Genomic DNA, 18,185 nt, shown 5'->3' with positions numbered 1-18,185 from the left:
CCGCGACACACCGCCTCCCTTGCCCCGCTTCCGCCGGGCGTGCAGGATGTGGCCAACCGGATCAGGGAGCATCGCATGGCAATCGAAATGGACACCTCCGTCAACGTGCTGGGCGGCAAGCTCGAAAGCTGCTCCACCGCGCCGATGACCGGCTTTTTCCGCGACGGGCATTGCAACACATGTTCCGAAGATCAGGGCAGCCACACGGTCTGCGCCCTGATGACCGCCGAGTTCCTCGCCTATTCGAAATACGTCGGCAACGATCTCTCCACGCCGCGCCCCGAATTCGGCTTTGACGGTCTCAAGCCCGGCGACCACTGGTGCCTCTGCGCCGGCCGCTTCCTGCAAGCCCATGACGAAGGCTGCGCGCCCAAGGTGCGGCTCGAGGCGACCCACGCCCGCGCGCTCGACATCGTGCCCATCGACGTGCTGAAGCAGCACGCCTCCGGCGAGACTTCGTAAGGCCCTCTCGCGCTACTTCAGATGCGCTTTCAGGGGTCCGCCTGCGATCCACACGGTGATCGAATGCTGCGAAAGCCTGCACGGCGTTCGGCAGAAATTCAGGAACTCACATCGCAACGACACGTTCTTTCTCCGGGACGTCAATACCGGAGGAGTGACGCCACACCCGTCCTCTCGACCGTTTGAAAAAACGAAAGGAGACATGACGATGAAAACCCTGACAACAACCATCCTGACTTCCGCCGCGCTGGCCACAGCCGCCCCCGCGCTGGCGCAACAGAGCGACGGCGAGACCGACATGTCCGCCTTCTGCGAAACCGCCTTCATGCCGGCCGACCAGAACAAGGACGGCTTCATGAGCGAACAGGAAATCAAGGACGCGCGCGACGCCGAATTCGCTGCGCTCGATCTCAACAAGGATGGGTCGGTCGACCGCGAGGAAATGGTCAACTGCATCGGCAAGGCCGAGCAGAACAACCGCGAAGCCATGACGCAGGCGGGCAACGACAAACCCGACTGGGCTGATCTCGACGCCGGCGACAAGACCGAACTCAGCGTCGAGGAATACCAGGACCTGACCAACAAGGCTTGGCGCACCGATGACAGCGACATGAAATCGGCCGTGTCCACCGACACCGACAATGCCGAGGAGTTCGCCAAGACCGCCGTCGGCCGCTTCAAGATGTATGACAGCGACGGCGACGGCATCATCACGCAGGCCGAATATGAAGGCGAAATCGACAAGGACTGGAGCGAGAAGGCCCTGCAAAAGCGCTTTGACGCGATGGATGCCGACGGCTCCGACTCGCTGTCGCCACAGGAATACCGCGGTGCCGGGACCAAGGCGCTCGACATGACCGCAGGCACGTCCGAAAGCAAAAACATGGACAGCGGCGACAGCGCCGATGCCTCGGACAGCAGTGACACCAGCGCGAGTGAAACGCAAAACGCCAGCGACGAGACCACCGTTCCCGTCGTGATCTACTACTACTCGCTCGTTTAGGCTGACGAAGATCTGCGATCCGAATGACGATGGAACGGCGCGCCGGACCTCACCCTCCGGCGCGTTTTCTATCTCGCGGCGCCAAGCGTCGTCGAGAGGACCTGTGTGATGTGGTTTCGCCCATGGCAACCTATCGCCAGAATCGCGTGCCCCGTTGGTGCTGACTTGCTCTGCATCCTCACGGCGCTACCTCTACGGCTTGTACTGCGCCAGTCGGCGCGTTCGTACCAGTAAGCGAAGGAATCCCGCATGCAACGCATTATTGCTTTCTCCGCTACCGCTATCCTGCTTTCCAGTGCGGCCATGGCCGACGATACTGTCGCTGACTCCAGTTCCGGGACCACGCCGGAACAGCTGGAACTCAACGCGGCTGGTTTTCTTTTCGACGACTCGATTCGCGAAGACGGCGAGGCCGATCCAGACGGCGACGAAGCCGCAGACGGCGATCGCGGCAACGATGAAGACAGCTCGGACGACAAAGACCAGGAAACCGAGGATGAAAAAGACGACGACTGACCGTCCTCACGCCTTGCCCGGGGGTGTGGCGCCCTAGTCGCCTTCACCCATCTCGAAGCCCAGGTGCCGCGCGACCGTGAAGATGTCCTTGTCGCCCCGTCCGCACATGTTCATGCACAGGATGTGATCCTTCGGCAGGTCAGGCGCGATCTTCATCACGTGGGCCAGCGCGTGGCACGGCTCCAGCGCCGGGATGATCCCTTCGGCCTCGCAGCACAGCTTGAACGCCTCCAGCGCTTCCTTGTCGGTGATCGACACGTATTTTGCGCGCCCGATCTCGTGCAGCCACGAATGCTCTGGCCCGATCCCCGGGTAATCGAGGCCCGCCGAAATCGAGTATCCCTCCAGGATCTGCCCGTCATCGTCCTGCAGCAGGTAGGTCCGGTTGCCATGCAGCACCCCGGGACGCCCGCCGGTCAGTGACGCGCAGTGTTCCATCTTCTCGTTCACGCCCTTGCCGCCGGCCTCGACGCCGATGATGTTGACCTCTTTGTCGTCAAGGAACGGGTAAAACAGCCCCATCGCGTTCGACCCGCCGCCGATGGCCGCGATGATCGTGTCGGGCAGACGGCCCTCGGCCTCCTGCAATTGTTCCTTGGCTTCCTTGCCGATGATCGACTGGAAGTCGCGCACCATCGCCGGATAGGGATGCGGCCCTGCCACCGTGCCGATGCAATAGAACGTGTCGCGCACGTTGGTCACCCAGTCGCGCAGCGCGTCGTTCATCGCGTCCTTCAGCGTGCCGCGACCGCTGGTCACCGGGATCACCTCTGCACCAAGCAGCTTCATGCGGAACACGTTGGGTCGCTGGCGTTCCACGTCATGCGCGCCCATGTAGACAACGCATTTCAGCCCGAACTTGGCACAGACCGTGGCGGTGGCGACCCCATGCTGGCCCGCGCCCGTCTCTGCGATGATCCGGGTCTTGCCCATGCGCCGCGCCAGCAGGATCTGCCCCAGCACGTTGTTGATCTTGTGTGCGCCGGTGTGGTTCAACTCGTCGCGCTTCATGTAGATCTTTGCGCCGCCCAGCCGCTCGGTCAGACCTTCGGCATGGTACATCGGGCTCGGCCGGCCGACGTAATGCTTCCACAGGAAATCCATCTCGTCCCAGAAGCTCTGGTCGGTCTTGGCGTTCTCGTACTGCTCTTCCAGTTCCAGGATCAGCGGCATCAGCGTCTCGGACACGAAGCGCCCGCCGAAATCTCCGAAACGGCCCTTCTCGTCCGGGCCGGTCATGAAGGAGTTGAAGAGATCGTTCATGGTCATCATCCCTGTTTGCTTGCGCCTCAATATGGCACGGGCCCACCGTTTTCCAGCGCATTCCTGTGCGACACGCGGCCCCGAGAATATTCGTACGAATATTCTCGGGCGCTCACCTCATCCGAACGACATAGCCCGTGCTCAGAAATTCCGGCTCGGCCAGCAGGAAGGGCCGGAACGACGGCGTGGTGTAAATCACCTCCCACGCGCCCGAGGCCGCAAGCTTGTCCAGAACCGGCGGAAAGCCCTGCTCCTCGTACGTCGCATCCAGCAGGTTGAACACGCCAATGCCCCCGGGCCGCGTCACCCGAGCCAGATGTTCCAGCGTCCCCGGCGGCGCATGGCCCGGCCCGAACGCCCCGACGCAGACGAACCCTGCAAAGGCATCATCGTCAAAGGGCAACCCGACGCCGGTATCGGCCACCTCCAGTTGCTCGTAGGCCCCGGTCCTGTCGGCAAACGTCAGCATATCCGGAGACAGGTCGCAGCCGACGACCCGGCCATATCCCATCAGCCGCAGCGTCTCGCCCACCAGCCCGGTGCCACAACACGCGTCCAGCACCGGCGCGTCCGTCTCGCCCAGATACCGGCCCAACAGCGCCGCGCCCAACCCGGGCAGGCGGAAGCCCTGGCTCAGGCAATCGGCATCATAGCCGGTCGACCAATTGTCATAAATCGCCCGCGATTCCTCGGGCGTCTTGGCTCCGTAAACATCGTCCAGATCCTGCTTGTCCATGCGTCTCTCCTTTGCTTCAACTTGGGCAAAGCGAACCGAAGCGTCAATCCAGTGTCAGCTTGAACCCGGTATGCGACGCCACGAAGCCAATGCGCTCGTAAAATCGGTTGGCATCGTTCCGGGTGGCGTTCATCGTCAGCTGCACCAACGTGCACCCCGCGGCCCTCGCCCGCGCCTTGACGTCCTCGAACATCGCCTCACCCACGCCCTGCCCACGCTTAACGCCCGCCACGCGCACGCTTTCCACCTGCGCCCGCCGCGCGGCGCGCAGCGACAGCCCGCTGATAAAGGTGATCTGGTAGGTGGCGACGATCCGGCCCGCTTCGTCCTCGCCCACGATCAGATGGTTGTTGCCCTCGTTTCGCATCCGCGCAAAGGCGGCCTCGTAAAGCGCGGGCTCGGCACCCTCGCGCCCCTGCCCCAGCATGTCATCGGTCAAAAGCGCCACCACGGCAGCGACATCCGCCTGTCCCGCCTCACGGAACCGGATCATGCCCGCGCCGCGTCGGCGAAGGCGCGCATCTTGCCGTGGTCCTTGACACCCGGCGCGCTTTCCAGCGCCGACGAAAGATCAAGCTGCCGCGCCCCCGTCACCCGAATCGCCTCGGCCACGTTGTCCACGGTCAGCCCCCCGGCCAGCATCCACGGCACGGACCACTCCCGCCCCGCGATCAGGCTCCAGTCAAAGCTCTCGGCATTGCCGCCCGGGCGGGTGGCGTCCTTCGGCGGCTTGGCATCTAGCAGGATCTGGTCCGCCACCGCCGCGTACCGGTCGATCGCCTCCAGATCCCCCGCCTCGCGCACGCCCACGGCTTTCATCACCGGCAGGCCATAGCGGGCCTTGATCTCGGCCACGCGTTCGGGGCTCTCCTGCCCATGCAATTGCAACATGTCCAGCGGTACGGCGTCCGTCAGCTCGTCCAGCAACGTGTCGTCCGCATCCACCACCAGCGCCACCTTGGCCACGCCGGGCGGCACCGCCAGCGCCATCTCGCGCGCGAGCTGGGGCGTCACGTATCGCGGCGATTTCGGGAAAAACACGAACCCTACATAGGCTGCCCCCGCCGCCACCGCGGCAGGGATATCCTCGGGCCGGGTCAGCCCGCACATCTTGATCCGAATGTCCTGCGCCATGACGCAGCGGGTTAGCTGGCCTCGTCCAGAAGCGCAAGCACCTCGTCCTGGTCCTTGTGCTTCTCGCCTTTCAGCCGCCGCACCTCGGCCCGCAGACGCGCCATCTCCCGCGCCTGCCGCGCGGCTGCCGCGCGCTCCTTGGCCTCGCGGATCCATTCCCAGATGAACCCGATTACCAGACCCGCAAGAATGCCGCCGAACATCACGATGAACAGAGGAAGCTCGTAGGACGGGTTCAGCGCCGCCATGCCGCCCAGTTCCTCGGGAAGGATCTGCACCTCGACAAACTGCCGGTTGGCCAGCGCGATCAGGATAAGCGCCAGTCCGAAGATGGCGATCGAAAGGTAACGGATATAACGCATCAGGATTTCCCGTTCAGCCGTTCACGCAACAGCTTGCCGGCCTTGAAGAACGGCACATGTTTTTCCTCGACCTGCACCGACTCGCCGGTGCGCGGGTTGCGCCCGGTCCGGGCATCGCGCTTCTTGACCGAGAACGCACCGAAGCCGCGCAGTTCGACACGGTTGCCTTCGGCCATGGCATTGGTGATTTCATTGAAAATCGTGTTCACGATGCGCTCGACGTCACGCTGATACAAATGTGGATTCTCGTCGGCGATCTTCTGGATTAATTCCGACCTTATCATCGGTTCCCCCCGGGCGTTGTTCTTGGTTCGCGCAGCGTATCGACTTTAACGACTATAGATAGAAAAAGCGCAATTAGGAACTGCAACCTACCGGATAAACTCGGAAATTCGCCGGGAAAAAGCGCGCGACGCTGCCGCGTGCAGTTCTTTGCCTACCCGAAAGACCGGCATCGTGGCCCCCTGGCGGCAGGGTCCGGCGCATATGGCCATGATTCGGGCGCGCCCGGAGGCCTCTTGTCGCTCGGGCGTGCCATCGGCTCGAATACGGTGCGCGGTGCGCGAAAACCGCCTCGGATCAAGGACCCGCCGGCAGACCGGAACAAGACGAAAAAAGGCCCCGCGCATTTGCGGGGCCCTTCCAATTTCCAAACCGTAGCCGGCTTACTTGTCGTCGTCGCCTTTCAGCGCGGCGCCAAGGATGTCGCCCAGCGAGGCGCCCGAATCCGAGCTGCCATACTGTTGCACGGCTTCTTTCTCTTCGGCGATCTCGCGTGCCTTGATCGACAGGCCCAGACGGCGGGTCTTGCTGTCGACGTTGGTCACGCGCACGTCGACCTTGTCACCGACCGAGAAACGCTCGGGGCGCTGTTCGGAACGGTCACGCGACAGGTCGGAGCGGCGGATGAAGGATTTCATGCCTTCGTATTCCACCTCGATGCCGCCATCCTCGATCGAGGTGACCTCGACGGTGATGATCGAGCCGCGCTTCACGCCGCCCACGGCCTCGGCGAACTTGTCGCCGCCCAGGTTCTTGATCGACAGCGAGATACGCTCTTTCTCCACGTCCACTTCGGAAACGACCGCCTGCACGACGTCGCCCTTCTTGTAGCTCTGGATCGCGTCTTCGCCGCGTTCGTCCCAGCTGAGGTCGCTGAGGTGGACCATGCCGTCGATGTCGCCTTCCAGGCCGATGAACAGGCCGAACTCGGTGATGTTCTTGACCTCGCCCTCGACCTCGGTGCCCTCGGGATGGGTTTCCGCGAACACTTCCCACGGGTTGCGCATGGTCTGCTTGAGGCCCAGCGACACGCGGCGCTTGGCCTGGTCGATCTCCAGCACCATGACCTCGACCTCCTGGGAGGTGGACACGATCTTGCCGGGATGCACGTTCTTCTTGGTCCAGGACATTTCCGAGACGTGCACCAGGCCCTCGACACCGGGTTCCAGCTCAACAAACGCACCGTAGTCGGTGATGTTCGTGACACGGCCGGTATGCACCGATTCCAGCGGGTACTTGGCAGCAACCAGATCCCACGGATCGTCCTGCAGCTGTTTCATGCCCAGGCTGATGCGGTGGGTTTCCTTGTTGATCTTGATCACCTGGACCTTGACGGTCTCGCCGATGTTCAGGATCTCGGAGGGGTGGTTCACACGGCGCCATGCCATGTCGGTCACGTGCAGCAGGCCGTCGACACCGCCCAGGTCCACGAAGGCCCCGTATTCGGTGATGTTCTTGACCACGCCGTCCACGGCCTGGCCTTCGGTCAGGTTGCCGATGACTTCCGCACGCTGCTCGGCGCGGCTCTCTTCCAGGATGGCACGGCGCGACACAACGATGTTGCCGCGGCGGCGGTCCATTTTCAGGATCTGGAAGGGCTGCTTGAGACCCATCAGCGGGCCGGCATCGCGCACGGGGCGCACATCGACCTGAGAACCGGGCAGGAACGCCACGGCGCCGCCCAGATCGACGGTGAAACCGCCCTTGACCCGGCCAAAGATCGCGCCTTCGACGCGCGCGTCGTCTGCGTATGCTTTTTCCAGGCGGTCCCAGGCTTCCTCGCGGCGGGCCATTTCACGGGAAATGACGGCTTCGCCACGGGCGTTCTCTGCCGAGCGCAGGAACACTTCGACCTCGTCGCCCACTTCGATTTCGGGCGCTTCACCGGGATTTGCGAATTCCTTGAGTTCGACGCGGCCTTCCATCTTGTAGCCGACGTCGATGATGGCTTGTCCCGCTTCAACCGCGATGACCTTGCCTTTGACAACCGATCCCTCTTGGGGCGTGTCCATTTCGAGGCTTTCATTAAGGAGGGCCTCGAATTCCTCCATCGATGCGTTTTGAGCCATGTGGCGTTTCAATCCTAACGTTTCGTTGTGTCCGGCCGCGCGGTTGTCTCCGCCGGTCTTCAGGGTTTCGTTGGTCAGACGGGCCGCCTCATATACGCAAAACAAAGAGGGCCGGTATTCCCGACCCTGCTCGCTCTCAATGCTCTGCGGCGGTTCCGCCTTGTCGACGAGGGGCGCTATAGCCCGCTCGGCCATGACAATCAAGGGGTTTCGTGCCCTTCGGCCTTCTCCAGCAGCCGCAGCTGCAGGTACGCGCCCGGCGTCCGGCGCATCACGCTTTGGCCTTTGAACGGCCCGTTGGGGTTAGACACCTCCACATGCACCTCGCCGCCCGCCGACAGGTCGACGTAAAGGATGTTGCTGGCACACCAGTCAATCGTGGCTCTCAGCGTATGCTGGGTCGCCGCCACCTCGACACTCAACTGGCTGTTGCCCTTGATGTGCCCGATCTCCTCGCCGGTCACGATCAGCCGGTAGGCCCGGAACCTGTCCATCCATCCGCCACCGCGGTGAAAGGTGATGGTCGCCGTCACAGCACCGCACGCACCCGCGCGACCTCGGCACAGGCCGCTTCGACCGCGCCTTCGATCGACAATGCCGTCGTGTCCAGCAATATCGCGTCAGATGCGGGCTTCAGCGGCGCCGTGGCCCGCGCCGAGTCGCGTTCGTCGCGCTGGCGCAGGTCGGCCAGAACCTCGTCATAGGTCGTCTCGGCCCCCTTGCTCACCAGTTCTTCCAGCCGCCGTTGTGCGCGCACGTCGTCGCTTGCCGTCACGAACAGCTTCACGTTGGCGTCGGGGCAGATCACCGTCCCGATATCGCGCCCGTCCAAGACCGCGCCGCCCGCCCGGGCCGCGAAGGCGCGCTGAAACTCCACCAGCGCGGCGCGCACTTCGGGCACCGCGGCCACCCGGCTGGCGGCCTGTCCCACCTCGGCAGAGCGCAGGTCGTCCGCTTCAAGGTCCTCGGCCGTCAACGCGCGCGCGGCATCCACCGGCTCGGTCCCGTCCAGCGTCCGCCGTCCCGTCGCGCGGTACAGCAGCCCTGTGTCCAGGTGCGCGAACCCGAACCGCTTGGCCACCGCACGCGCGACCGTGCCCTTGCCCGCCGCCGCCGGCCCGTCGATCGCAACCGTGAAACCCATCTTCTGCCCTGCCTTGTTCAGCCCGCCGCGCGCACGATACGCCCGCGAACACTCTGTTTCCGTATTCCGCCCGGCTTTATGGGTCAAAACACCCCAGTACGGCAAGAAAAAGGCAAATCCTCCCTATTCCTGGCGTCTTTCAAGCCCACATCGAGCCTATGAAAAGTGATGCTGCCAAAACCATGAGTAACGATCAATCAACGGATACACCCGCAATCCAGCTTGGACCTCCCGCACCGAGGCGACGCTCGCGCCCGTTCGTGCGCCGCGCCTGGGGCCAGGGGCTCTTGTCCGGCCTGCCCTTCGCCGAGGTGGTCCTGCTGGCGGGGTTCCTGATGTCCGCGGGCATGTTCCTGACCATCGACCACGAACATGCCACCACTGATGCCGGTGATGCCCAGCCGGACGCCCATACGCGCTAGTCCGCGCGCCGGTCATTCGCTGATCGTGTGGTGATGAGGCTTGGAGCGGGTAGCGGGAATCGAACCCGCGCGTTCAGCTTGGGAAGCTGACAGGCTACCATTACATCATACCCGCCTGCGCGACCGCTAGGTATGATGCCGGTTGTCCCCGGTCAAGACGGATTCGGCGCAGCACCGCCTCATTCGGCCGCCCGCACCCCTGTGTAGGTATAGGTTTCCACGTCCCCGTCCAACGTGCTGGCCACCAACAGGCCGACCCCCATTTCCGGCAGGTAATGATAGCGCTCGGTATAGGTCGGGTCGTCGTTGAAGGTCAGGTCGATCTCGAAGGCCGGATAGGCGCAAGCTCCCAGCTCGATCGTCGTCATCGGCCCCGATGTCGCTGTTCCCCCGCCGCTGCTGTCGTTGCGCCATTCCGCGTCGGGACGGGGTTCGTCCCACTCCTCCAGATCGGCGTAACTGGCGAAGACATCCTTCTGTCCGACCCTCACGACCCCGTCCTCGATCGGTGTCGAACTGGCCAGGTAAAGCCCGTGCCGCGTCTCCAGGACCGACCCCGAGCCGTCGGGAAACTCGGTCTGGATCAGGATTTGTTCCGGGGCAAAGCGCCGGTGCGTCTCGGTCATCCCGTCGCGGGTCTCGAACACCACGCCGGTTTCTAGCGCCTCGGCGCCCGGGCATGCCATCGCGGGCAGGGCCGTCGCTGCGGTTGCAAGGAAAAGGGGCAGCAAAAGGGATTTCGGTGTCATATCGGCCAGATCAATCAGTTGCGCCACGTCGGGCAGGAAAATGAGAAACACGCCGCCGCAGCGGACGCGCGGGGGCCATGGCCCTACTCTGCGCAATCACCCGCCGCCGCGCAATCCCTTGTCTGCCGTCGGCTCAGCCGCGCCGCCGCCGGCGCCGTCCGCCCTCTTCCCCGCCGCCGGTATTGAACGACGGGTTCGGCAAAGGCGCGACCTTGGCCAGTTCCGGGAACGGGTCGGTCTTGTGCGGAATGGCGTTCGCGGCCACGAAATGCTCCTGGAACTTGGGTTCGATGGCGGTCTCGACCTTGGTGATCTCGCGCACGACCCGCTCGATCTCGCGCCGCGCGCCCACGTTGCACAGCGCGATCCGTGCGCCCGTGCCTGCCGCGTTGCCCGCACTGGTCACCTTGTCCAGCGGCACATCGGGGATCATCCCCAGCACCATCGCGTGCTTGGCGCTGATATGCGCACCAAAGGCCCCGGCCAGCACCACGCGGTCCACCTTGTCCACGCCACGCTCGTCCATAAGCAACCGCGCCCCGGCATAGAGCGCCGACTTGGCCAGCTGGATCGCCCTGATGTCACCCTGCGTCACGGTGATGCGCGGGCCACCCTCGGCCGTGGCGTCATGGATGAGATACGAATGCGTCCGCCCCTCGGCCACCATCCGCGCGGTTCCGGTCGCCTCGGCCGATCCGATCAGCCCGCTTTCATCCATCAGCCCCGCCATGCGCAGCTCGGCCACCGCCTCGATGATGCCCGACCCGCAGATGCCGGTGATCCCGCCAGCGCCCACTTCCTCGGCAAAGCCGTCTTCGTCCGACCACTTCTCCGAGCCGATCACGCGGAACCGCGGCTCTTTTGTCTCCGGGTCGATCCGGATTGCCTCGATCGCGCCGGGCGCCGCCCGCTGCCCGCTGGAAATCTGCGCCCCTTCAAAGGCCGGGCCGGTGGGCGAGGAACAGGCCAGAACCCGGCTCTTGTCGCCCAAAAGGATCTCGGCATTGGTGCCCACATCCACGATCAGCGCCAGATCCTCGGATTTCCCCGGCTCCTCGCTCAGCGCCACGGCGGCACAATCCGCGCCCACGTGCCCCGCAATGCAGGGCAGTACGTAGACCCGCGCCCGCGTGTTGATCGCGCTCAACTCCAGTTCCCGTGCCTCCAGCGCCATGCTGTCCGACGTGGCCAGCGCAAACGGCGCCTGCCCCAACTCCACCGGGTCGATCCCCAGCAGAAGGTGATGCATCACCGGGTTGCAGACAAACACCGTCTCCACGATCAGGCTCGGATCGATCTCGGCTTCCTTGGCGATTTCCTCGGCCAGCGTGTTGATCGCCTCACGCACCGCGCGGGTCATCTCCTGGTCGCCGCCGGGGTTCATCATCGCATAGCTCACCCGGCTCATCAGGTCCTCGCCGAACCGGATCTGCGGGTTCATGATGCCGGAACTGGCCTTCACCTCGCCGCTTTCCAGATCGGTCAGATGCGCCGCCACCGTGGTCGATCCAAGGTCGATCGCCAGCCCGTAGAGTCCGCTTTCGTGCAGACCCGGCCAGATCTCGATCACCCGCGGCACGCTGTCCAGATGCGACTGGTGCAGCGCCACGGTCACCTGGAACTTGCCCTTGCGCAGCACCGGCTGCAACTTCGACAGCAGCGTCAGGTCGGCGGTGATCTCGGGGATCTCCCACTGTTCGCGCAGCGCCCGCTCCAGCCGCTCCAGGTCGCCCGTCGGCTCGTGCATGTCCGGCTCGTCCACCTCGACGAAATACAGCCGAGTCGCCGGGTCCATCTGGATCACGCGGGCCGAGGCCGCCTTGCGCACCACCTGCTTGTGCACCTGGCTTTCCGGCGGCACGTCGATCACGATGTCGCCCATCACCTGCGCCTGGCAGCCCAGCCGCCGCCCCGCCTTCAGCCCACGCTTCTGATCATAGCGCTCCTCGACCGCGTTCCACTCCGACAGCGCGCCCTGATGCACGGTCACGCCGTGCTTGGAAAACTCGCCATAGCCGGGCGTGATCTGGCACTTGGAGCATATCCCCCGCCCGCCACAGACCGAGTCGAGGTCGACACCCAACTGCCGGGCCGCGGTCAGCACCGGCGTGCCTTTCGGGAACCGCCCGCGCTTGCCCGAGGGCGTGAATACCACCAGTGGATCGGTCTCGTTCATCTTGCATCGCCTTTGGCCAAAGCACGTCCCAGCGGCACCATACCGCTTTCCCGCGCCGCCGAAAGCCTGCGACCGGCAGAATCTGGCACGCCCGCGACCCCGAAAATTCATACGAATTTTCGCCGCCAAAGATTATTCGTACGAATAATCTCCGGCTTCTGGCTCAGACGCGCCTGATCTTTGCCCCCAGCGCGGTCATCAGCGTCTCGAATACCGGAAAGGACGTGGCGATCGGCCCGCCATCATCAACGCTTACGGGCGCTTTGGACGCCAGCCCCAGCACCAGGAAAGACATGGCGATCCGGTGATCCAGGTGGCTGGCACAGGTCGCACCGCCCGGCACGCCACCCGCGCCCATGCCTTCGACGATCCACCAGTCCTCGCCCTCCTCGACCGTCACGCCACAGGCGCGCAGCCCCGCGGCCATCGCGTCGATCCGGTCGCTTTCCTTGACGCGCAGTTCCTTGACCCCGCGCATCACCGTCCGCCCCGTCGCGCAGGCCGCAACGACCGACAACACCGGGTATTCGTCGATCATGCTCGCCGCGCGCTCGGGCGGCACCTCGATGCCCTGCATGCCAGGCGAAAAGCGCGCCCGCAGGTCCGCCACCGGCTCGCCGCCTTCCTCGCGCTCATTCTCATAGGTCAGGTCCGCGCCCATCTCGCGCAGCGTGGTGAACAGCCCCGCCCGCGTCGGGTTCAGCCCGATATTGGGCACCAGCACGTCCGACCCTTCGGTGATAAACGCCGCACAAACCGGGAAAGCCGCGCTCGACGGGTCGCGCGGCACGACAATGGTCTGAGGCGTCAACTCGGGCTGCCCGGACAGTGTGATGACGCGGCCCTCCTCGGTGACCTCGGTCGAGATCTCGGCCCCGAACCCGGCCAGCATCCGCTCGGTATGATCACGCGTCGCCTCCGCCTCGATCACCACGGTCTGCCCCGGCGCGTTCAACCCCGCCAGCAGCACGGCCGATTTCACCTGCGCCGACGGCACCGGCACCGCGTAGCGCACCGGCACCGGCTCCCGCGCGCCCACAATCGTCATCGGCAGCCGCCCGCCCTCGCGTCCGACGGCGCGCGCACCGAACAGCGCCAGCGGGTCGGTCACCCGTGCCATGGGCCGGCCGTTCAGACTGGCATCCCCGGTGAACGTCGCGGTGATGGGCGAGGTCGCCATCGCCCCCATGATCAGCCGCACGCCGGTCCCCGAATTGCCACAGTCGATCACGTGGCCCGGTTCGGCAAAGCCGCCGACCCCCACCCCGTGCACGTGCCAGACGCCGTCCGCGTCTCGCTCCACATCCGCGCCCATCGCCCGCATGGCCTTGGCCGTGTCCAGCACGTCCTCACCCTCCAGCAGGCCGGTCACCACGGTCTCGCCCACGCTGAGCGCCCCAAGGATCAGGCTGCGATGCGAGATCGACTTGTCGCCGGGCACATGCGCCTCGCCTTTCAGGCCTGAGGACAGGCTGGATTGCATCGGAACGGGCGCGCCATGACCAGACATCGGACATCCTTCTTTCAACACTTGTCCCGCTGATAGCGCAGCCCCCGGTCAGCGTCCATCACGCCTTTCCTCTGGCCGTGAATATCCCGGGGGGGGGTTGGGGGCTGGCCCCCAATTAAACCTGTGTTTGGGGGTTGGCCCCCATTGGGTTCTGCGTTCGGGCTGGCCCCAATCAATCAAACCTGTGTGGCGCAGCCACTCCTTCAGGTCACTTGCCGTCGCGCTTGCGCACCGCCGCCGTCACCAGCAGTTCCACCTTCAGCTCGGGATGAGCCAGCTTGGCCTCGCCACAGGCCCGGGCGGGGGCGTGGCCTTCGGGCACCCAAGCATCCCACACATCGTTCATCTCGGCGAAATCGGCCATGTCGGCCAGCCAAATCGTGCATTGCAGGATCCGCGTCGCATCCGACCCGGCCTCGCCCAGAAGCGCCTCGACCTTTTCAAGGCAGGTGCGGGTCTGGTCGGCCACGCTGTCGCCGCGGTTGCCCACCTGCCCGGCCAGATAGATCGTGTCGCCGTGGATCACGATCTGGCTCATGCGGGCGGCGGTGTGACGGCGGGTGATATCGGTCATGACGGGGCTCCCTTCCGACGTGTTTACCCTGTCATAACGCGGCCCGCCCTACAGCACCAGATACGCGATGTCCTCCGACATCCACACCGGTTCGCTGCGCGGGGCGGCCGTTGGTTTCGGCTTCGACTTGACGAGGATCCAAAGCGCGTCACCGCCGCCGAAACCTTCCGTGGTCACGCCGCCGCCCGCGCCGGTTGACAGACCGGCTCAGATATTACCGTCTTCCAGGTGCAGCTTCATATCGATCAGAACCTGCTGCAACGCTGTGGTTTCCTTCAGCAGGCGCTTGGCCTCGTTCACCGTGATCACCCCGTCCTGGATCGACTGGTGATACTCTGTCATCAGCATGGCGAACCGTTGCGACAAAGCGATCACGTCCGAGTTCACCCCGCCCGATCCGCCGTCATTCTGTCGCCGGTCGTCGAAATTCAACTGCGTGCCGTTCAGCTCCGCCAGCGCGGCCGTCACGTGCGGATAGGACGCCGCCGCCTCCAGAGCCGCCACCGCGTCGACCGGCATGAACCGGTCGGCATGTTCTTCGTGGTCCGAATAATACCGCCCCAGCGTCGCCTTGGACTTGCCGGTCAGCTCGCACGCAGGCTCAACGCCCACATCCTTGACCAGCGCCTCGGTGTGTTTCTTGAGGTATGATCCAGCTTTCGACATCGCACGCATTTCCTTGGTCGCGCCGTTATCCGGGTTGCCCCCCGGTGCCGCAATGGTGGAAAACCTTACGACTCCGGGCGTCGCTTGCCCGGCGGCAGGCTTGATCCCACGCCTGTCATGCGGATAACTCCGCCCATGGCCAAGCTCTACTTCCACTACTCCACGATGAACGCCGGCAAGTCGACCCTGCTGTTGCAGGCCAGCCACAACTACCGCGAACGTGGCATGAACACCCACCTGCTGACCGCCGCACTCGATGATCGCGCCGGACCCGCGCGCATCGGCTCGCGTATCGGCATCGGGGCCGAAGCGGACACCTTCACCGCCGACGATGATCTGTTTGCCCGCCTCGAAGCGGTTCTGGCCACAGGTCCGCTGGCCTGCATCTTCGTCGACGAGGCGCAGTTCCTGACCGAGGCGCAGGTCTGGCAACTGGCCCGGGTGGTCGACGACCTGGGCGTGCCGGTCATGTGCTACGGCCTGCGCGTCGATTTCCAGGGCCACCTCTTCCCCGGTTCCGCCACCCTGCTGGCGCTGGCCGACGAGATGCGCGAGGTGCGCACCATCTGCCATTGCGGCAAGAAGGCCACCATGGTCATCCGCCGCGACGCGCAGGGAAACGTGGTGACCGACGGCGCCCAGATCCAGGTCGGCGGGAACGAGACCTACGAAAGCCTCTGCCGCCGCCACTGGCGAGAGGTCACGGGCGATGCCGTGCCCACGGAAAGCCCCTTTGCCTAAGGCGCTGAAATACACCGTTCTCGGCCTCTTTCTGTGCGTGGCCGCGATTGTCGCGGTCGCCCTCTATGCCATCAACACCGTCGACTTTTCCGTCGACATGGCCGGCTGCGCCGTCGACTGGTCCTACGCCTCCGGCCCCGGCTCCACCTGCGCCGAGTGACGCGCACAGCGGTTCGCTCAAGGAACCCGGCCCTCCGCTCCTGCGTTTCCCTTGCGTAATGGAAAGGAGACCGACATGGACCGCCTATCCCTCTACCTCACGCTTCTCAGCGGCAGCTTCATCACCGGCGCCATCGTGATCGCCGGGTTTTCTCTGGGCTATTATACCGTTTGGACCATCGTGACCGGCGCCGTCGCAGGCTTCCTGCTGGCCTGGCCCACCAGCTACATGATCTCGCAGCGGATCAAGCGGCAGGATCCCGAGTGGACGCCCGAGGCCGATCCCGACGAGCAGCCCGCGATCCCGCGGCCTAACGCGCCCGAAGTCTAGGCGCGCTCCACCAGTACCGAGCCGACGGAGTAGCCTGCCCCGAACGAACAGATCAGCCCGGTATCGCCCGGCTGCAAGTCGTCGGAATATTTCGAGAAGGCAATGATCGACCCTGCCGACGACGTGTTGGCATAATCCTGCAGGATATTCGGCTGCTCGGCCGCCTCGGGCACCCGCCCCATCACCTTGCGCCCGATGAAATCATTCATCGTCTTGTTGGCCTGATGCAGCCACAAACGCTTTAGCTGATCCGCGTTTACACCCTCATCCGCCATGTGCTGCGCGATATGCGAACTGACCAGCGGCAGCACTTCCTTGAACACTTTCCGGCCCTCCTGCACGAACTGCATGTCGCGCCGGTCTTGCAGTTCCGGGTCCCGCGTGCGCCGCAGAAAGCCGTTGTTGTTGCGAATGTTGTTGGAAAACTGCGTGGCACAGCGCGTCGAATGCACCAGGAAATGCGCACCCTTGGCATCCTCCGCCCGCTCGATCACCAGCGCCGTGCACACGTCCCCGAAAATGAAATGACAATCCCGGTCGCGCCACTCCAGGTGGCCTGAACAGATCTCGGGGCTCACCACCATCGCACAGCGCACGCTGCCCGCACGCACCATGTCGGCCGCCGCCTGGATACCGAACGTGGCCGAGGAGCACGCCACGTTCATGTCAAAGGCGAACCCGTTCGCGCCCAGCAACTGCTGGATTTCGATCGCCACCGCCGGATAGGGCCGCTCATGGTTGCTGGCCGCACAGATGATCAGGTCGACCTCACCCGCGTCCCGCCCCGCCTGCGCCAGTGCCTTGCCGCAGGCATCCAGCGCCATCTCCGCCATGATCCCCGGCTCGTCATTGGACCGTGCCCGCAGCCTTGGATGCATGATCTCGGGGTCCAGAACGCCTGACTTGTCCATGACGTAGCGCTGCTCTATCCCCGAGGCATTGACGATGAACTCGGTCGAAGACGGTTCTTTCGCCGCCACCTCTCCCGCCGCGATGGCGTCCGCGTTCTCCTTGTTGAACCGCTTGGCATAGGCGTTGAAGGCCATGACCAGCTCGTCGTTGGTGATGGTCTCTTGCGGGGTGAAAACACCCGTGCCGGTGATCGCAGGCTTGAACATGTCTCTCTCCCTCGACGTGGCGGCCACCACGCCAGAACCCTGCCCCGAGGTCAAGTGAAACGCGGCGGCAAACCCTGCGTCGCGGGGAACCGCTCTCAACGTGGCGGCGTTCTACAACCTGACGCGCGGCGCGTCATCAAGGCCCAAGATCAATCCGTGAAAGACGACATGGCGCATCCCGAGACTTCATCAAAACCCATCACCGCCATTATCGACCGGCTGGAGGACACCACCGACAGGGATCAGGTGACGCTGCGCTGCATGATCGAGGCGTTCGGCAAGAGCTCTTTCACCACCGCGATGTGCGTACCCGCCCTGCTGGTGGCCTCGCCGCTCAGCGGAATTCCCCTGTTCTCCAGCGCCTGCGGCCTCCTCATCGCTTCCATCGCCGCGCAAATGCTGGTGGGCCGCGATCACCTCTGGCTGCCCGCCTTCGTGATGAACCGAAGCATTGGCAACGGCAAGATGCTGGCCGCGCTCCGGCGCCTGCACCGGATAGGCGAAAGGATCGACGCGATCACCCGCCCGCGCCTCAGGCCCCTGATGACCAGGCCCTTCCGCAAGCTCTACCAGGCGCTCTGCGTGCTCTGTGGCGTTCTGATGGTCTTCCTCGAGATCGTACCGTTCTCGTCCTCGGTCCTCGGCATGGCAACGATCTTCTTTGCCACGGCGATCATCGTGCGCGACGGGGTGCTGGCCTGCCTCGGGGTCGCCATCATGTGCCTCGGCGCCAGCCTGCCGATCTTCGCGCTTCAGGCCATGTAGGGT

The 18,185-nt window shown here is 64.6% G+C and carries 24 protein-coding genes and 1 tRNA gene; 8 read left to right on the top strand and 17 right to left on the bottom strand.

Translation table 11 applies throughout. The features are described from left to right. Positions 1 to 75 precede the first annotated feature (75 nt). The 3 genes from C2I35_RS12355 (at position 76) to C2I35_RS12345 (ending at position 1,981) form a co-directional block, all read left to right on the top strand. A complete protein-coding gene (locus tag C2I35_RS12355) occupies positions 76 to 462 on the top strand; it encodes a DUF2237 family protein (RefSeq protein ID WP_103763457.1) in 387 nt (128 codons plus the stop codon). A gap of 208 nt (positions 463 to 670) precedes the next feature. Then, entirely contained in the window at positions 671 to 1,465 is a 795-nt protein-coding gene (locus C2I35_RS12350; protein WP_170067197.1) for an EF-hand domain-containing protein, read from the top strand. A gap of 249 nt (positions 1,466 to 1,714) precedes the next feature. Then, the gene (locus tag C2I35_RS12345) at positions 1,715 to 1,981 is read left to right on the top strand and encodes a hypothetical protein (protein ID WP_146050028.1); all 267 of its coding nucleotides are present in this window, start codon (positions 1,715 to 1,717) and stop codon (positions 1,979 to 1,981) included. Between the two features lie 33 nt (positions 1,982 to 2,014). On the opposite strand, the gene trpB is transcribed toward C2I35_RS12345, so the two are convergent. The 9 genes from trpB to cmk form a co-directional block, all read right to left on the bottom strand. Next, positions 2,015 to 3,244: a tryptophan synthase subunit beta gene (trpB, locus tag C2I35_RS12340; protein WP_103763456.1), complete on the bottom strand. Its 1,230-nt coding sequence runs from the start codon at positions 3,242 to 3,244 to the stop codon at positions 2,015 to 2,017. A gap of 112 nt (positions 3,245 to 3,356) precedes the next feature. After that, entirely contained in the window at positions 3,357 to 3,980 is a 624-nt protein-coding gene (locus tag C2I35_RS12335; protein ID WP_103763334.1) for a class I SAM-dependent DNA methyltransferase, read from the bottom strand. A gap of 43 nt (positions 3,981 to 4,023) precedes the next feature. Next, the gene (locus C2I35_RS12330) at positions 4,024 to 4,473 is read right to left on the bottom strand and encodes a GNAT family N-acetyltransferase (RefSeq protein WP_103763333.1); all 450 of its coding nucleotides are present in this window, start codon (positions 4,471 to 4,473) and stop codon (positions 4,024 to 4,026) included. Then, on the bottom strand, positions 4,470 to 5,114 hold the full coding sequence (locus tag C2I35_RS12325) for a phosphoribosylanthranilate isomerase (protein WP_103763332.1): 645 nt from the start codon (positions 5,112 to 5,114) through the stop codon (positions 4,470 to 4,472). Before C2I35_RS12325 ends, C2I35_RS12330 begins: the two co-directional genes overlap by 4 nt. 11 nt (positions 5,115 to 5,125) lie before the next feature. Continuing rightward, complete coding sequence (locus C2I35_RS12320; RefSeq protein ID WP_103763331.1) at positions 5,126 to 5,476, bottom strand: lipopolysaccharide assembly protein LapA domain-containing protein; 351 nt, start codon at positions 5,474 to 5,476, stop codon at positions 5,126 to 5,128. Then, positions 5,476 to 5,760 (bottom strand): integration host factor subunit beta, encoded by a 285-nt coding sequence (gene ihfB, locus C2I35_RS12315; protein WP_057792171.1) that lies wholly within the window; start codon positions 5,758 to 5,760, stop codon positions 5,476 to 5,478. The genes C2I35_RS12320 and ihfB overlap by 1 nt, the downstream gene beginning before the upstream one ends. A gap of 381 nt (positions 5,761 to 6,141) precedes the next feature. Beyond that, entirely contained in the window at positions 6,142 to 7,827 is a 1,686-nt protein-coding gene (gene rpsA / locus C2I35_RS12310; protein ID WP_103763455.1) for a 30S ribosomal protein S1, read from the bottom strand. Between the two features lie 200 nt (positions 7,828 to 8,027). Further along, positions 8,028 to 8,360 (bottom strand): hypothetical protein, encoded by a 333-nt coding sequence (locus C2I35_RS12305; RefSeq protein WP_146050027.1) that lies wholly within the window; start codon positions 8,358 to 8,360, stop codon positions 8,028 to 8,030. Next, a complete protein-coding gene (cmk, locus tag C2I35_RS12300) occupies positions 8,357 to 8,971 on the bottom strand; it encodes a (d)CMP kinase (RefSeq protein WP_103763454.1) in 615 nt (204 codons plus the stop codon). Before cmk ends, C2I35_RS12305 begins: the two co-directional genes overlap by 4 nt. A gap of 182 nt (positions 8,972 to 9,153) precedes the next feature. Between cmk and C2I35_RS21895 the strand changes: the two genes are divergently transcribed. Beyond that, complete coding sequence (locus tag C2I35_RS21895; RefSeq protein WP_146050026.1) at positions 9,154 to 9,393, top strand: hypothetical protein; 240 nt, start codon at positions 9,154 to 9,156, stop codon at positions 9,391 to 9,393. A 41-nt stretch (positions 9,394 to 9,434) separates the two neighbouring features. On the opposite strand, the gene C2I35_RS12295 is transcribed toward C2I35_RS21895, so the two are convergent. The 7 genes from C2I35_RS12295 to C2I35_RS12270 form a co-directional block, all read right to left on the bottom strand. Then, a tRNA-Gly gene (locus C2I35_RS12295) sits at positions 9,435 to 9,508 on the bottom strand. 64 nt (positions 9,509 to 9,572) lie between these two features. After that, positions 9,573 to 10,193, bottom strand: a complete 621-nt coding sequence (locus C2I35_RS12290) for a hypothetical protein (RefSeq protein ID WP_103763329.1) — start codon at positions 10,191 to 10,193, stop codon at positions 9,573 to 9,575. Positions 10,194 to 10,275: 82 nt separating this feature from the next. After that, on the bottom strand, positions 10,276 to 12,318 hold the full coding sequence (locus tag C2I35_RS12285) for an ASKHA domain-containing protein (protein ID WP_103763328.1): 2,043 nt from the start codon (positions 12,316 to 12,318) through the stop codon (positions 10,276 to 10,278). 163 nt (positions 12,319 to 12,481) lie between these two features. Further along, on the bottom strand, positions 12,482 to 13,828 hold the full coding sequence (gene aroA / locus C2I35_RS12280) for a 3-phosphoshikimate 1-carboxyvinyltransferase (protein WP_103763327.1): 1,347 nt from the start codon (positions 13,826 to 13,828) through the stop codon (positions 12,482 to 12,484). A 208-nt stretch (positions 13,829 to 14,036) separates the two neighbouring features. Then, entirely contained in the window at positions 14,037 to 14,402 is a 366-nt protein-coding gene (locus C2I35_RS12275) for a RidA family protein (protein ID WP_103763326.1), read from the bottom strand. A gap of 48 nt (positions 14,403 to 14,450) precedes the next feature. Beyond that, a complete protein-coding gene (locus tag C2I35_RS22635) occupies positions 14,451 to 14,579 on the bottom strand; it encodes a hypothetical protein (RefSeq protein ID WP_281255063.1) in 129 nt (42 codons plus the stop codon). A 30-nt stretch (positions 14,580 to 14,609) separates the two neighbouring features. After that, positions 14,610 to 15,068, bottom strand: a complete 459-nt coding sequence (locus C2I35_RS12270) for a hypothetical protein (RefSeq protein WP_103763325.1) — start codon at positions 15,066 to 15,068, stop codon at positions 14,610 to 14,612. Between the two features lie 135 nt (positions 15,069 to 15,203). On the opposite strand from C2I35_RS12270, the gene C2I35_RS12265 reads away from it, so the two are divergent. The 3 genes from C2I35_RS12265 to C2I35_RS12260 all read left to right on the top strand — a co-directional run bounded on the left by C2I35_RS12265 (position 15,204) and on the right by C2I35_RS12260 (position 16,299). Beyond that, positions 15,204 to 15,809, top strand: coding sequence for a thymidine kinase (locus C2I35_RS12265; RefSeq protein WP_103763324.1), 606 nt, complete (start codon positions 15,204 to 15,206; stop codon positions 15,807 to 15,809). Next, positions 15,802 to 15,969, top strand: coding sequence for a hypothetical protein (locus C2I35_RS22160; RefSeq protein ID WP_170067196.1), 168 nt, complete (start codon positions 15,802 to 15,804; stop codon positions 15,967 to 15,969). Before C2I35_RS12265 ends, C2I35_RS22160 begins: the two co-directional genes overlap by 8 nt. A 75-nt stretch (positions 15,970 to 16,044) precedes the next feature. Further along, entirely contained in the window at positions 16,045 to 16,299 is a 255-nt protein-coding gene (locus C2I35_RS12260) for a hypothetical protein (RefSeq protein WP_103763323.1), read from the top strand. On the opposite strand, the gene C2I35_RS12255 is transcribed toward C2I35_RS12260, so the two are convergent. Then, on the bottom strand, positions 16,296 to 17,417 hold the full coding sequence (locus tag C2I35_RS12255) for a beta-ketoacyl-ACP synthase III (protein ID WP_103763322.1): 1,122 nt from the start codon (positions 17,415 to 17,417) through the stop codon (positions 16,296 to 16,298). The genes C2I35_RS12260 and C2I35_RS12255 overlap by 4 nt on opposite strands. Before the next feature lie 156 nt (positions 17,418 to 17,573). Between C2I35_RS12255 and C2I35_RS12250 the strand changes: the two genes are divergently transcribed. After that, positions 17,574 to 18,182 (top strand): exopolysaccharide biosynthesis protein, encoded by a 609-nt coding sequence (locus C2I35_RS12250; RefSeq protein ID WP_245890478.1) that lies wholly within the window; start codon positions 17,574 to 17,576, stop codon positions 18,180 to 18,182. The last annotated feature ends 3 nt before the right edge of the window (positions 18,183 to 18,185 follow it).

The organism is Roseovarius confluentis (genome assembly GCF_002917925.1).
GTDB classification, from domain to species: Bacteria; Pseudomonadota; Alphaproteobacteria; order Rhodobacterales; family Rhodobacteraceae; genus Roseovarius; species Roseovarius confluentis.
This window is presented reverse-complemented; position numbering and strand designations above follow the sequence as displayed.

What these genes read in the sequence shown, in the direction of transcription:
- C2I35_RS12355 (WP_103763457.1), top strand. Translation starts at nt 76, where the DNA reads ATGGCAATCGAAATGGACACCTCCGTCAACGTGCTGGGCGGCAAGCTC.
- C2I35_RS12350 (WP_170067197.1), top strand. Translation starts at nt 671, where the DNA reads ATGAAAACCCTGACAACAACCATCCTGACTTCCGCCGCGCTGGCCACA.
- C2I35_RS12345 (WP_146050028.1), top strand. Translation starts at nt 1,715, where the DNA reads ATGCAACGCATTATTGCTTTCTCCGCTACCGCTATCCTGCTTTCCAGT.
- trpB (WP_103763456.1), bottom strand. Translation starts at nt 3,244, where the DNA reads ATGAACGATCTCTTCAACTCCTTCATGACCGGCCCGGACGAGAAGGGC.
- C2I35_RS12335 (WP_103763334.1), bottom strand. Translation starts at nt 3,980, where the DNA reads ATGGACAAGCAGGATCTGGACGATGTTTACGGAGCCAAGACGCCCGAG.
- C2I35_RS12330 (WP_103763333.1), bottom strand. Translation starts at nt 4,473, where the DNA reads ATGATCCGGTTCCGTGAGGCGGGACAGGCGGATGTCGCTGCCGTGGTG.
- C2I35_RS12325 (WP_103763332.1), bottom strand. Translation starts at nt 5,114, where the DNA reads ATGGCGCAGGACATTCGGATCAAGATGTGCGGGCTGACCCGGCCCGAG.
- C2I35_RS12320 (WP_103763331.1), bottom strand. Translation starts at nt 5,476, where the DNA reads ATGCGTTATATCCGTTACCTTTCGATCGCCATCTTCGGACTGGCGCTT.
- ihfB (WP_057792171.1), bottom strand. Translation starts at nt 5,760, where the DNA reads ATGATAAGGTCGGAATTAATCCAGAAGATCGCCGACGAGAATCCACAT.
- rpsA (WP_103763455.1), bottom strand. Translation starts at nt 7,827, where the DNA reads ATGGCTCAAAACGCATCGATGGAGGAATTCGAGGCCCTCCTTAATGAA.
- cmk (WP_103763454.1), bottom strand. Translation starts at nt 8,971, where the DNA reads ATGGGTTTCACGGTTGCGATCGACGGGCCGGCGGCGGCGGGCAAGGGC.
- C2I35_RS21895 (WP_146050026.1), top strand. Translation starts at nt 9,154, where the DNA reads ATGAGTAACGATCAATCAACGGATACACCCGCAATCCAGCTTGGACCT.
- C2I35_RS12285 (WP_103763328.1), bottom strand. Translation starts at nt 12,318, where the DNA reads ATGAACGAGACCGATCCACTGGTGGTATTCACGCCCTCGGGCAAGCGC.
- aroA (WP_103763327.1), bottom strand. Translation starts at nt 13,828, where the DNA reads ATGTCTGGTCATGGCGCGCCCGTTCCGATGCAATCCAGCCTGTCCTCA.
- C2I35_RS12275 (WP_103763326.1), bottom strand. Translation starts at nt 14,402, where the DNA reads ATGACCGATATCACCCGCCGTCACACCGCCGCCCGCATGAGCCAGATC.
- C2I35_RS12270 (WP_103763325.1), bottom strand. Translation starts at nt 15,068, where the DNA reads ATGTCGAAAGCTGGATCATACCTCAAGAAACACACCGAGGCGCTGGTC.
- C2I35_RS12265 (WP_103763324.1), top strand. Translation starts at nt 15,204, where the DNA reads ATGGCCAAGCTCTACTTCCACTACTCCACGATGAACGCCGGCAAGTCG.
- C2I35_RS12260 (WP_103763323.1), top strand. Translation starts at nt 16,045, where the DNA reads ATGGACCGCCTATCCCTCTACCTCACGCTTCTCAGCGGCAGCTTCATC.
- C2I35_RS12255 (WP_103763322.1), bottom strand. Translation starts at nt 17,417, where the DNA reads ATGTTCAAGCCTGCGATCACCGGCACGGGTGTTTTCACCCCGCAAGAG.